A 13,715-nucleotide genomic window follows, 5' to 3' on the forward strand; every position below is an offset into this window, starting at 1 on the left:
CCATGTCCGTACTGGTGACCCGTCCCGGAAAACCGGGGAAAGCTCTCTGTCGTCAGTTGGAAAATGTGGGTATTCAAGCAATACACCACCCTTTAATCCGTTTTCATCCGGGAATGGAACTACATCAGCTTCCAACCCGGCTCCAGCAATGTGATTTGGTTATTGCGGTGAGTCAGCAGGCGGTTCACTATAGCCAGGAATATCTTCATCAACACGCACTGCAGTGGCCTTCTGATATCCGATACCTTGCCATCGGTCAAAAAACCGCACAGCTTCTAAGCAATTTTACGCAACAGGCGGTAAACTACCCGCCAGTGAGTGACAGTGAAAACTTTCTTTCACTGCCTGAGCTTCACTCCCCGGCCGGTCTGCGGATTGAGATCCTGAGAGGAAACGGTGGCAGGGAGCTGATTGCTCAACAATTAAAGTCTCTGGGAGCGTTGGTGAACTATTGCGAAGTTTATCAGCGGGAGATGCTCCCTTTTGATGGTCGGATCGCTGTTTCCGACTGGCAAAAGGCAGCCATTGATTGCATCATCATGACAAGTGAGCAACAACTCCGGTTTTTCTTAACACAGATCTCAGAACACGATTCTCAGTGGTTATTGAATCAAACACTTTTTGTACCCAGTGAACGGATTGCACATTATGCCCGTTCGCAGGGAATTAAGAATATCATTGCTGTAGGTAGTGCCAGCAATTCAGACTTAATGGCCGCACTTCTGGCCGAGAAGAATGACAGGAATCATCAATGACTGATAAACAAAACTCCGTCACCCCGACATCAGAAGAAAAGCAAAAACCGACCTCATCTTCTTCCGAATCATCAACTGCAGCGTCCAAAACGGAAGTGAAGAGCTCTTCAGTAAAATCAGAGAAAAAAACACCGGCTTCAGGAGCAAGACTAAGCAAGATTGCGATTGTTCTGACCCTGCTGATTGGCGGTGGCGTAACGGTTTATGTCCAGCAGACGATGCAAGCCTATCAGGAACAGATCAGCCAGCTCCGGCAACAACTGAAACAGTCTGTTGGTCAGGTTGAGACTCGTGTTTCTCAGCTGAGTCAGGAAACGGATGAAAAAACAGCAACAGTCATCAATCAGGTGGATACAAATCTGAATCAGCAGCAGAACAGTATTGAAAGTCTGCAACGGGCTTTGGCTGATATCAAAGGCCGCCGTCCCAATGACTGGCTGCTGGCCGAATCCGATTATCTGGTCAAACTGGCCGGACGCAAACTGTTCCTCGAACATGATGTACTCACAGCGACACACTTGATGGAGAGTGCAGATGAACGAATCGCAGCTCTGAACGATCCGAGTCTGGTGCCATTACGTCAGGCGATGGCCAATGATATGACCGCGCTCAAATCCCTGCCATTGATCGATAAAGATGGTCTGGTTCTGCGCCTGACTAGTCTGGAACAACTCATTGATAAACTCCCACTGGCCAATGCAATTCTGCCGGATGCTCCCGAAGAGAAAAAACCGGAAGTCAGCGAAGATATCAGTCACTGGCAGGACAACCTGTTAACATCTCTGAAAGATTTTTCCGAACAGTTCATCACTTTCAGGACCAGAGACGGTAATGTTATTCCTCTCCTCTCTCCGGAACAGGATTTCTACCTGAGAGAAAACCTCAAGGCCAAGATAGAAACGGCTATCAGAGCAGTCTATGACGAGCAACAGGAAATTTATACAACGGCACTGTCAACCGCCAGTCAATGGTCGGCAGCATTCCTTAATCCTGACAACAATGATGTGAAACAGTTTAATCAGGCAACTCAGACACTGAGCCAGAACGAAATCACCATTAACTATCCGGTAAAACTGGAATCACAACATCTGCTGACCGATATCATTCATGAACGTCTGCGTAAAGAAGTCTCCGGTTTGATGAAGGAGGGAGAATAATGATTCGAGCCATTTTTCTGTTCGCAGTACTCGGTATCGGATTATATGTGGGGACACAATACTCCGGTCAGCAGGGATACGTTCTGATCTCAATTGCCAGTAAAACGATAGAGATGAGTGTCACGACCCTGATCCTTCTGGTCATTGCTTTACTGGCAATCCTTTTTGGTATCGAGTTTCTGATTAAAAAAGCACTGCGTATCAGCAGCAGTACCTGGCATTGGTTTGGTTCACGCAAACTAAAACAATCCCGTCGGAATACCAATGAAGGAATTGTGAAACTCATCGAAGGTGACTGGAAGCAGGCAGAGAAAAAAGTCACCCGGCTGGCAAAAAATCATGATATGCCGTTACTCTGCTACCTAATCGCTTCCGAAGCTGCACTGGAACAAGGCAATAAAGAGAAACGGGATCAATATCTGGCACTCGCAGCCAGACAGGATAATGCGACACTGGCAGTCGAGCTGACCAAGGCAAGACAGTATACCAAAGAGCAGCGTTTCGAAGATGCACTGAATGTACTCAATGAACTTTCGATCCAACACCCGGATAATCCCGTAGTTGTCAGCCTGCTAAAAAACACATATCACCATCTTCACCAATGGGAGCCTCTGCTTGGGTTGCTACCACAGCTCAGAAAACAGAAGTTGGCAGAAGAAGAGGAAATTACCCAACTGGAAGTTGAATCCCGTAGTCATCTGCTGGCACAGGCTGCTGCTATCCGGGGCAAAGAAACATTAACGGAATACTGGAAAGATCTGCCGAAACGGCTGAAAAGTATTCCTGAAATGCTGACATGCTATGTTCAGCTCCTCCTGAAATATCAAGGGGATCAGGAAGCATTCGCACTCCTGAAAGATCAAATCAAGAAGCACCCGAATCTAGCCAATTATACCCTCCTGCCAGAACTCAGGCTCGAGAGCTACCAGCCGGTCATGAAGCTATTGCATGACGTCATTCGCAGAGATGAGCAGAATGCTGAAGCTCACAGTGCTCTGGGGCACATCTATGCTCAGGATGGAAAACTACCGTTAGCCCAAGGGCATCTGGAAAAAGCACTGCAAATCAGAAACAGCATCTCTGATTATCAGCAACTTGCCCAGATTCTGGAACAGCAAAATATGTCTCAGGCGGCCCATGATGTCAGCAAGAAAGCGCTCTCACTTATTGAGCCGTCTTCCTAGCTTCTTGCCTCTCGGCAATGGACAAGAAAAAAGCCAGCAATGCTGGCTTTTTTATCCAATAGGAGCTTCCGCTCATATCACCCGGGAAAACTGCTGCTGTCTGGCTTTCTCACGCAAATAGCGATCAAAACACATACAGATATTACGAATCAGTAAACGTCCTTTCGGAGTCACCGTAAGTTGCGTATCACTGACTTCGACCAGATCATCGGCAATAAAAGGCTTAAGCAATTCTAGGTCTGTCCGGAAATACTGCTCGAAACTGAGTCGGTGCTCACGTTCTATCCGGGTTTTATTCAGCGTGAAATTACACATCAGTTGCTTGATGACATCCCGGCGGACCAGATCATCTTTATCCAGAGAAACACCTTTCCATAACGCATGGCGTTGCTGATCGACCTGTTGATAATACTTCTTCAGCTCTTTCTGGTTCTGGGCATAGGCATCTCCAACCATGGAAATGGCAGACACTCCAAAACCAATCAGGTCACAGTTACCATAAGTCGTATATCCCTGAAAATTACGGTGTAAGCAGCCTTCCCTTTGAGCAACGGCCAGATCATCTTCAGGAAGGGCAAAGTGATCCATTCCGATAAACTGATAACCGGCGCCGGTCAGCATACTGATTGTCGTTTGCAGGATTTCCATCTTTTCCTGAGGTGTCGGCAGAAAGTCTTCTTTGATCTTTCTCTGTGCAGCAAACAGCTGAGGCATATGTGCATAATTGAAAATCGACAAACGTCCCGGTTTCATCTCCAGAACACGATTCAGTGTCCGTGCAAATGTCTGTGGGGTTTGTTTTGGCAGGCCATAAATCAGATCAAGATTGGTGGAACGGAATCCAAGCTTTCTGGCCCTTTCAGCCAGAGAAAAGATAAACGCCTCATCCTGAATACGATTAACCAGTAACTGGACTTCTTTGTTGAAATCCTGAACCCCGATACTCAGGCGGTTAAAACCTTCCTGATACAAATGATCCAGTAACTCCAGTTCTATCTCCCGGGGATCGACTTCAATACTAATCTCAGCCCCCGTTTCAAAACGAAACTCCTGCCGGATTAGCTTCATCAGACGGCTGATCTGAGGTGCAGTCAGAAATGTCGGCGTTCCACCACCGAAATGTAGCTGGACAACCCGACGGCCGGAAAGCAGGGACGCTCGCTGGCGAATTTCAAGTTCCAGCATGTCCAGATATTCATCGGCTTTGTGCGAGTGGCGGGTGACGACCTTGTTACAGCCGCAGTAATAGCAAAGCTTATGGCAAAATGGAATGTGGACATAGAGAGAAAGCGGACGTTCCGGATACTGAGCGCAAGCCATGTCAAAATCAGCAATCGTAAAAGCTTCATGGAACTCGACCGCCGTCGGATAAGAGGTATAGCGAGGTCCGGAGTAGTTGTATTTATCCAACATCGCCTGATCCCAGACAACCTGCTGACTAGATACCTGCTGAAACATATTTATTCTTTCCGAATGCAACGATGGACATCTATTTTGCCACACCGACGCACTCACGCATCGGGCAGTAAAATAGAAATCCATCATTAATGTTTGAAAGTGCTACAGAGATCACTGAATAGACCACGGTAAATCGAGGTTTATACCATTTGAATCTGAATCTGCTGATTCAGCGGCTGAATCATATCCTTCAGTGTTGTCAGTTCGCGGATAATGTCATCACCCAGCCGGCCTTCTGCCTTAGTCCGTTCCAGATTTTGCTGCATCCTTTCTTTCTTTGGCATCACCTGACGCGCTTCCCCACGAGGCATATCTTTTACAATGTGATAAAGCTCCGAGATTGCCGGGAATTGCTTTTCAAAATCAATCCGCTGCTCACCCTGAACATAATCCATAATGCAGTAAACACGAATACTAATCTCCGACAGATCACACTGTCCCTGAATGCCAACCATACACAAGGTGTTCACATTCTCGAAGATATTCGCATTTCTTTTTTCAATGGCAAGTTCCTGGTGTCTGATAACCAATGCCTGTTGCTTCTTCAGCTTCACCAGCAGGTATCCGGCATAAATAGCCAGCCCTACAACAATCACGCTGCCGACAATCACCAGTATGGTCAGATTCATACGTCGCTCCTATTATTGAAAGTCATCCGGATCAAATCCGGTAAATTTCTCCAGAAGTTCGTCATCCGATGCCGATTTTTTCGATGCTCTGGCTGGTTGTGGTGAAACCTCATCCTCAAGTTCATCTTCACCATCAAACAGACCAAGCTGTTTCATCAACTGTTCGATTCGGTTGAGTTTTTCATCAACATATTGCTGCAATCCGGCGCCAAGCTTCTCACCCTGATCCAATCTGGCAAGTAACACGTTCAGTTGAGCATCGTTTTCCAACAACGCCAACTCCTGTTCAGCCTGCTCATAACGCTTTTCAGTTGTTAACTCAGGCTGAGCCTCTACAACTAACGGAATCTTTTTCTTGCTACCAAGACGTGGATCCCGCGGTTGTGACGTTAATCGGGCGGCGGCTCCTGACTCTTCTGAATGGCGGCTTCCGCTTTTCAGCCCTTTTCTTTTCTTCAGCTTCTTACGCAAACGTCCTTCGATATCCGTCTGAGAACGCTGGCGAACGACAACGACATCAGTATTCCCGGATGATCTGGCTTTTTTCTTACGGCTCATTACTGGCTTTTCCTCAGTAAAATTACATCACTACCGATAAATTCGATTTCGAGATTATCCCGCTTTGCTAAAAAACGGAAAGTCTCCTGACTAAAAAAGCTTACATGGGTAAGGTCATTTTTATAATGCCACCCAGCAAACGCTTCAACATCCCTGACCAATTTGGTCATTATTCCGATATATCCCCCGGGTTTGACCAACGCCAGCCACTGCTGCCACACCTGATCCGGTGTATGTAAGTGTTCAATCACTTCTGTTGCAGTGACAAAATCATAAGTTGATTTCAGCGCTTTTGTCTGCGGGAAATAGAAAATATCGTACAAGGCCATCCGGAACCCTTGCTCTTCCATCATCAGAGAAAGAGTCGGTCCGGGACCACATCCAAAATCTAACCCTTGAGCACAAGGCGCAATCCGTTCCATCAGCGGCACCGTTAAACGGGCTAGAAAACGCCGATATCCCGGATCAGAAGGATGATTCTCATGCAGATCATAGATGGATTTTTCTGATTCTGCATCCAGACGAAATGCAGGCGCAACACTCACCAGATAACATTGATGGCATTGCCAGTAGTCACGATGTTTATCTCGATGGTAAAAACTCAGTGACTCACTACCACACAGTGGACATGAGAACATACGGACTCCTTCTTACGGGATGCGCAACATACCAGAAACTTATCCGATAGTGGAGTATTTATGATTATTTATTCGACAAATGATCTCTGCCAAGGCTCAGAAACATAAAAAAAGCGACAGGAAAACCTGTCGCTTTCTAAACAGTCACCGTAGTGACGGAAACTATTCTGGCACATACAGATGCGCACAATATTCCTTTTGTTGTTCGTGCTTTCCCTGCAAAAACGTTGTTGTTCGTCATCAATCCTGATGAATTTTCACTTTCCCTGAAAACATCATTGTAACGAAGCACTTCCGTGGCTTGGTTCCATTACATACCCATTCCTTCGGGCCAAGCAGACCATCCTTATCAGACAAACTTCCTGTTTGTCAGTCGCTTCAGTACGAATCATTCATACCTGAAACGATGGGTACACTTTACGCTTTCTTTTAACCGGAACAACCCATCAGAAAGTGATTAACATCACACTACAAATGTAATATTAAAAATAATAATAAAATCATTAAATTAAAATGATGCATAGTTATAACTACAGGCAACCTATAGCAGATCTCTCACAATCAACATAGGAAAAAAGGAAAATCACCGTAAACCTGCAATGAATCAGTTCATATGTGTCATATAGTCAGCCAGTGACTCAATCTCTTTATCAGCCAATGAACGTGCAATATCCTGCATCATTCCGTTCAGATCATTATGACGGCTGCCATCTCTGAACTTGTGTAATTGCAGTTTCAGATAGTCTTCTCTTTGTCCGGAAACATCGGGAAATCCAGATGAAGCAATCCCCTTTCCAGACGGGCCATGGCAGGCAGAACAGGCCATTATATTCCGCTGACGATCGCCAAAGTGATACAATCTGGCACCATCTTCTTGTTCCGATTCCGGAGGCATACTGTCCGACTGGACACCTGACTGACTGCCGTCTTCAGGCAACCCCGCATAATAGGCAGCAATATCTCTCATGTCCTGCTCATCCAGTGCCATTGTCATCGCGCCCATTACCGGATCATATCTTCCCTGCTCTCCATTACCGGAGAGTCCGGCACGGAATGCCAAAAGTTGCCGGAGCAGGTAGTTCTGGTTTTGTCCGGCCAGACTGGGAGACAGCGGCACAGAGCTTACACCGGCCAAACCATGACAGGCAGAGCAGGTCGCAACTTTTTCCGGCCCGGCCTCTGGGTGCTCCTGAGCCCATACCATCAGACAAACAGACCAGCCGACAATGAACAGTACTAATTTCTTCATACCTTCCCGTGATAATGTTCCAGATTCTGATAGGAGTCGTGTATAATCGCCAGCTTCATTGAAATAAGTGGGTAAGTCTCGGCAGAGAACCCTCTTAAGCGTGATTGCTGCGATACCATTGCATACCGGCAATTCATTCGTCAACAGCAGAGAATCATCATGGAGTCCACATTGAGTGTAAAAATCCACTATCAAAATACGCATTTTATTACCAGTGCCCCGGACATTCGTCACCTGCCGGAAGATGAAGGCATCGAAATCGCGTTTGCCGGACGCTCAAATGCAGGTAAATCCAGTGCACTGAACCGATTGGCGAATCAGAAAAACCTGGCAAAAACCAGTAAAACACCGGGACGTACTCAATTGATCAACCTCTTTCAGGTGACTGAGGGATGTCATATTGTGGATCTTCCGGGATATGGATTTGCTCAGGTTCCACCGGAGCTGAAGAAGAAATGGCAAAAAGCTCTCGGTGAATATCTGCAAGCCAGGCAGTGTCTGAAAGGACTTGTCGTTTTAATGGATATCCGCCATCCGATGAAAGATCTGGACCAACAGCTCATCTACTGGGCCGTTGAGAGTAATATTCCTGTACAGGTTTTGCTCACGAAAGCCGATAAACTAAAGAGCGGAGCCAGAAAAGCTCAGGTTCTGAAAATTCGTGAAGCATCGCTGGCATTCTGTGGTGATGTCAGTGTCGATGCCTTCTCTTCGACCTCTGGTCTTGGTGTCGATACACTTCGCCAGAAACTTGATAGCTGGTTTGCTCCGGCATTTGAACCTCAGGAAGAAGAGATTCTCTCTGATGAAAGTGGTGAATCCGAACTGTAAACGAACCTCCCGGTTCCCCGGAAGAAATGACAAATCTAATTCAAATGATCTTTCTTCCGGCCATAAAAAACCCCGCCATCCTGGCAGGGTAACGGGAGAGATAATGAACTTCTTCTAATTGTTTTTGTGCCCTTAAAAGCATCGTTGAATCCACCTGATTTTGCAATCCCCTTGCAGCCTTTCCCTTCTAGAGCAAAATACCATTAATTATCTGATATATAAGCATTTAACTTAAATACCACTCTTTATTTACTTAATGAAATAACTATTTTGTGAAGGGTAATAAATTACAGAATCGTTACATTTTGTCATTCAGGAAACATAGAAAACAAACGGGAGATGACATACAAGATGTGAGGAGAAAAAGTGATTGTGTCATCACTTCATATTAGAATGAATCAGGATTTTATTGATACATAACATATATTTAACACAATAAAAAACGCCCCAGTCGAAAACTGACTGGGGCGGCTGAAACAGCCTAATCCAATAACGTGAAACAAAAGGTCTGAAAGATAGAACATCTTACCTCTGTACCCTACGTCATTAAATGTACAATAAACTGATGAAAAAGAAAACCCATTTTGTAGTTTTTTTTCATTTATTTTAATTCGAACAACATAACGATCTGATCTTTGATTACTTTTTTTTTGTTAAAAAAAAGCTGACACTTGTGCGCCAGCTCATAAAATTTATAACATTTCGGTAAAAAAACCGTATTAATGGGCTTGTTCCCAGCTATCGCCTCGCCCAACATCTGCAACTAAAGGCACACGAAGGGTAACAGCAGATTCCATCAATTTCTGTATTTTACTTTCAATTTCGGTCAGAGATGACTCTTCAACTTCAAAAACCAGCTCATCGTGGACCTGCATCAGTAATCGAACCCGTCCCAGCCCTTCCTGCTCAATCCATTTATCGACCAACAGCATCGCTTTCTTAATAATATCAGCCGCGGTTCCCTGCATCGGAGCATTAATAGCCGCACGTTCAGCCGCTTTTCTACGCATACCGTTCCGTGAACGAATTTCCGGAAGATGCAGACGACGGCCAAACAATGTCTCTACATATCCCTGCTCACTCGCCTGGGTACGCGTATCTTCCATATACTGCATCACACCGGGATACCGTTCGAAATACTTCTCCATATAGGATTGCGCTTCTTTCCGGGGAATTCCCAGCTGTTTTGCCAAACCAAATGCACTCATGCCATAGATCAGGCCAAAGTTAACTGCTTTTGCCCGGCGACGCTGCTCACTGGAAACCTGTTCAATCGGTACACCCAGAATCTCGGCAGCTGTGGCTGCATGGATGTCTTTGCCTTGCTGGAAAGCATCCAGCAGCGACTGATCTCCGGACAAATGCGCCATAATCCGCAACTCAATCTGAGAGTAGTCAATCGCGACAACTTTCCAGCCGGGTTCTGTAACAAATGCCTGACGAATTCTGCGCCCTTCTTCATTACGCACCGGAATATTCTGTAGGTTCGGATCCGTCGATGAAAGACGTCCGGTTGCAGTCACCGCCTGATGATAGGAAGTATGAACCCGACCAGTTGCCGGATTAATCATCTTCGGTAATTTATCCGTATAGGTAGACTTCAGTTTTGCCAGACCACGATACTCAAGAATGACCTTTGGCAATGGATAATCCAGAGCCAGCTCCTGCAATACTTCTTCATTAGTTGATGGTGTTCCCGATGGCGTCTTTTTCACAACCGGTAATCCCATTTTTTCAAAGAAAATATGCTGCAACTGCTTCGGAGAACTCAGATTGAATGTTTCTCCGGCGATTTCAAATGCCTTTTTCTCCAGTTCATCTAAACGCAGAGCGATTTCCTGAGACTGAACATTCAAACGCATGTCATCAATCAGAACCCCAGTTCTTTCCATTCTTGACAGTACAGGAACTAACGGAACTTCAATTTCCCGGTATACCCGCAGCAGATCTTCATTCTGTTCCAGATTCTCTATCAAACGGTGATGAAGTCTGAGTGTCACGTCAGCATCTTCTGCTGCATAAACACCGGCTTGCTCCAGATCGATCTGGTTAAATGTCAGTTGATTTTTACCCTTACCAGCGATCTGTTCGAACGAAATACAGCTATGTTGCAGAAAACGTAAAGCCAGACTATCCATATCATGCCGGCCACCAACGCTGTCATAGACATAGGAAGCCAGCATCGTATCATGCTGAATCCCGCGTAACTCAATGTCATAACGAGCCAGAATACTCATATCAAACTTCAAATTCTGTCCGACTTTATGGCAATCCTTATCTTCCAGAATCGGTTTGAGCTGAGCCAGAACCCAGTCCCGGTCCAACTGCTCGGGGGCATCCATATAATCATGGGCAACCGGTACATAAGCAGCTTCACCTTCTGTGATGGCAAATGACACGCCAACCAGATTGGCTGTCATATAATCCAGTCCATCCGTCTCGGTATCAAAAGCAAACAGGGAGGCATTCTTAAGTTTATCCAGCCATGCCAGAAAATCGGTCTCATTTAAAACAGTCTGGTACTGGCTGCGGTCAATATTGACCGCCGATGTATCCATCGCAGCAGCAGACGCTCCCGCCTGTTGCTCCGTTCCGGAACTTGTCACATCCTGCCCTTCAAGAATTTCATTCAGCCAGGATTTAAAGGTTAACTGACCATATAGCTGAATCAGACTATCCCGATCCGGCTGTTGCTTTGTCAGTGAATCCGGAGTTTCTTCCAGTTCAACATCCAGCTTAATTGTCGCCAGTTTATAAGAAAGTTCGGCATTGCCTTTATTCTCTTCCAGCTTCTTCGCCATGGTCTTGGAGCCCCGAAACCCCAAACCAGCAATCTTATCCAGATTCTGGTACAAATCATCCAGACCACCGATTCCCTGAAGCAATGCCGTTGCGGTTTTATCTCCAACTCCCGGAACACCGGGAATGTTATCGACTTTATCTCCCATAAGCGCCAGATAGTCGATGATCAGTTCAGGAGGAATACCGAACTTCTCAATCACGCCTTCCCGGTCCATCACAACATTTGTCATGGTATTGATCAGAGTGATCTTATCATTCACCAACTGCGCCATATCTTTATCCCCGGTACTGATCAGCACCGGAATACCGGCTTCTGCAGCCTGTGTTGCAATCGTACCAATGACATCGTCAGCTTCTACACCTTCGATCGCGAGTAACGGCAGTCCCATTGAACGTATAATCTGGTGCAATGGTTCTATCTGACAGCGTAATTCATCCGGCATCGGCGGACGATGAGCCTTATATTCAGGATACATATCATCCCGGAAAGTCTTGCCTTTGGCATCGAAAATCACGGCGATCCGATCTGAAGGAAACTGGCGCATCATACTGCGTATCATATTCACCACACCATAAACAGCATTGGTGGGAATTTCACCATTGCTCATGGTACTCGGATAGGCATGGAATGCGCGGTAAAGGTAAGAAGAACCGTCAATCAGAATTAACGGGTTATCAGGAATATGGGCCATAGTTTCTTGGTATCCGGATTTTTGAGGTCTCAAAATTATCCCCTTAGAATGCCACGAGTTATCTGAGGATTCCATGTCCCTTCACCTTTTTGCCGACATCTGTCGCCATAAAGCTCCGCACTCACAACATCATACTGTGGATAAATCTGTTCATAGTTTTGTTTCAGTTTGAATGAAACAGAACATGAATGAAAGAAACATACACATAAGTATTTGATATAAAGAATTTAAATAAAGGATCTGTGCAACCAGACACGATCCTTTTGTGATCAATCACTGTGGAAAAGTATATCGTTCTGTTATAACAAAGGAGAAAATTTGTAAAAAAGAAAAAAGCGACACCCGGAAGGATGTCGCCTAGCATAATCAAGAAAGTGATATCGTGTGACCAAATCGCTTTCTTATAAAGCTATAAATACACTGGAAGCAATGTGAGCAATGTCGTGTCAAAAAGAACGTGTGCAAGTCCGTAAACAATTCTCTTCAGCCAGAATATAGCTGACATCCAAACTGTGTTGTGAACTTCCTCATTCCCTAAGACGATAGTAATAATAATTATTCTCATTTAATGTGTCAAGCTCTAAATGCGAAAAAATCTCATTCAATTTTAATAAAAACATAATTCCATGATAAATAAGAAAAATAAAAGGCTGGCAAAAGCCAGCCTAAACTCTGTAGTTCCGTAGTATTGCGACACTGATTGCTATTTTCTCTTCAGTGCTGCAACCACGTCTTCCTGCTCTTCAGCCAGCCACTGAGCAACATCCTTGGCAAAATAGGTCAGAATGCCGTCCGCCCCGGCCCGTTTAAAACAGAGCAGAGATTCCATGACGGTTTCTTTTTCCTTCAACCAGCCATTGAGAAATGCGGCTTTATGCATCGCGTATTCTCCGGAAACCTGATAAGCGAAGGTCGGAACCTGAAGCTCTGATTTCACCCGGCGTACCACATCCAGATAAGGCATACCCGGTTTCACCATCACCATATCGGCCCCTTCACCGATGTCCAGAGCCACTTCCTGAAGTGCTTCGTCGGAATTCGCCGGGTCCATCTGATAAGTTTTCTTGTTGCCACTTTTCAGGTTGGCTGCCGAACCGATAGCATCCCGGAATGGCCCGTAATAGTTCGACGCATACTTCGCAGAGTAAGCCATGATTTGAGTATGAATACATCCGGCTTCTTCGAGAGCATCCCGAATCAGGCCAATCCGCCCATCCATCATATCTGAAGGTGCCACAACATCGGCCCCGGCCTGTGCATGAGATAGCGCCTGTTTGACCAACACTTCCGTCGTTACATCATTGATCACATATCCTTGTTCATCAATAATGCCGTCCTGCCCGTGAATCGTGTATGGATCCAGCGCTACATCGGTAATCACACCGATTTCAGGAACATGCTCTTTCAGCGAACGAACAGCCCGTTGAATTAAACCTTCCGGATTATAAGCTTCTGCGGCATCGAGACTTTTCACATCCTGATTTACAGAAGGGAAAAGTGCAATTGCAGGTACACCAAGGCTGGCAAGATACTGGGCTTCCTCAAGGAGTAAGTCGATCGATAAACGCTCTATCCCTGGCATCGACGCAATAGGTTCACGACGGTCTTTTCCCATCAGAACAAATATCGGATAAATCAGATCGCTGACAGATAGCTGATTCTCCGCCACCAGACGACGACTGAAATCATGTTTACGTACACGACGCATACGACGACCGGGAAACTGACCTACTATAGAAACTGACACGTGCTCCTCCTATCT

11 protein-coding genes are annotated in these 13,715 nt (G+C 45.7%); 4 read left to right on the forward strand and 7 right to left on the reverse strand.

What is annotated here, in order from left to right:
* The first annotated feature begins 2 nt into the window (after positions 1-2).
* The 3 genes from OCU74_RS15545 to OCU74_RS15555 are packed head-to-tail and all read left to right on the forward strand — an operon-like array spanning position 3 to position 3,096.
* Entirely contained in the window at positions 3-755 is a 753-nt protein-coding gene (locus OCU74_RS15545; protein WP_087481927.1) for a uroporphyrinogen-III synthase, read from the forward strand.
* Positions 752-1,912, forward strand: coding sequence for a uroporphyrinogen-III C-methyltransferase (locus OCU74_RS15550; protein ID WP_087481928.1), 1,161 nt, complete (start codon positions 752-754; stop codon positions 1,910-1,912). Before OCU74_RS15545 ends, OCU74_RS15550 begins: the two co-directional genes overlap by 4 nt.
* Positions 1,912-3,096 (forward strand): heme biosynthesis HemY N-terminal domain-containing protein, encoded by a 1,185-nt coding sequence (locus OCU74_RS15555; RefSeq protein ID WP_087481929.1) that lies wholly within the window; start codon positions 1,912-1,914, stop codon positions 3,094-3,096. Before OCU74_RS15550 ends, OCU74_RS15555 begins: the two co-directional genes overlap by 1 nt.
* 72 nt (positions 3,097-3,168) lie before the next feature.
* On the opposite strand, the gene hemN is transcribed toward OCU74_RS15555, so the two are convergent.
* The 5 genes from hemN to OCU74_RS15580 form a co-directional block, all read right to left on the reverse strand.
* The gene (gene hemN / locus OCU74_RS15560) at positions 3,169-4,554 is read right to left on the reverse strand and encodes an oxygen-independent coproporphyrinogen III oxidase (protein WP_087481930.1); all 1,386 of its coding nucleotides are present in this window, start codon (positions 4,552-4,554) and stop codon (positions 3,169-3,171) included.
* Positions 4,555-4,694: 140 nt separating this feature from the next.
* Positions 4,695-5,183 carry a DUF2489 domain-containing protein gene (locus OCU74_RS15565; protein WP_087481931.1) on the reverse strand — a complete coding sequence of 163 codons (489 nt, stop codon included), beginning with the start codon at positions 5,181-5,183 and terminating at the stop codon, positions 4,695-4,697.
* Between the two features lie 12 nt (positions 5,184-5,195).
* The gene (gene yihI, locus OCU74_RS15570; RefSeq protein WP_087481932.1) at positions 5,196-5,741 is read right to left on the reverse strand and encodes a Der GTPase-activating protein YihI; all 546 of its coding nucleotides are present in this window, start codon (positions 5,739-5,741) and stop codon (positions 5,196-5,198) included.
* A complete protein-coding gene (locus OCU74_RS15575) occupies positions 5,741-6,379 on the reverse strand; it encodes a class I SAM-dependent methyltransferase (protein ID WP_087481933.1) in 639 nt (212 codons plus the stop codon). The genes yihI and OCU74_RS15575 overlap by 1 nt, the downstream gene beginning before the upstream one ends.
* Positions 6,380-6,983: 604 nt before the next feature.
* Positions 6,984-7,628 carry a c-type cytochrome gene (locus OCU74_RS15580; RefSeq protein ID WP_087481934.1) on the reverse strand — a complete coding sequence of 215 codons (645 nt, stop codon included), beginning with the start codon at positions 7,626-7,628 and terminating at the stop codon, positions 6,984-6,986.
* A gap of 171 nt (positions 7,629-7,799) precedes the next feature.
* Here OCU74_RS15580 and yihA point away from each other — a divergent pair, with 171 nt between their 5' ends.
* A complete protein-coding gene (yihA, locus tag OCU74_RS15585; protein WP_087482046.1) occupies positions 7,800-8,459 on the forward strand; it encodes a ribosome biogenesis GTP-binding protein YihA/YsxC in 660 nt (219 codons plus the stop codon).
* A gap of 719 nt (positions 8,460-9,178) precedes the next feature.
* Here the strand turns inward: yihA and polA are convergent.
* Positions 9,179-11,953: a DNA polymerase I gene (gene polA, locus OCU74_RS15590; RefSeq protein WP_087481935.1), complete on the reverse strand. Its 2,775-nt coding sequence runs from the start codon at positions 11,951-11,953 to the stop codon at positions 9,179-9,181.
* A 703-nt stretch (positions 11,954-12,656) separates the two neighbouring features.
* On the reverse strand, positions 12,657-13,700 hold the full coding sequence (gene hemB, locus OCU74_RS15595) for a porphobilinogen synthase (protein WP_087481936.1): 1,044 nt from the start codon (positions 13,698-13,700) through the stop codon (positions 12,657-12,659).
* Positions 13,701-13,715: the final 15 nt, after the last annotated feature.

The sequence above is a fragment of the Vibrio mangrovi genome (assembly GCF_024346955.1).
In the GTDB taxonomy this organism is placed as follows: Bacteria; Pseudomonadota; Gammaproteobacteria; order Enterobacterales; family Vibrionaceae; genus Vibrio; species Vibrio mangrovi.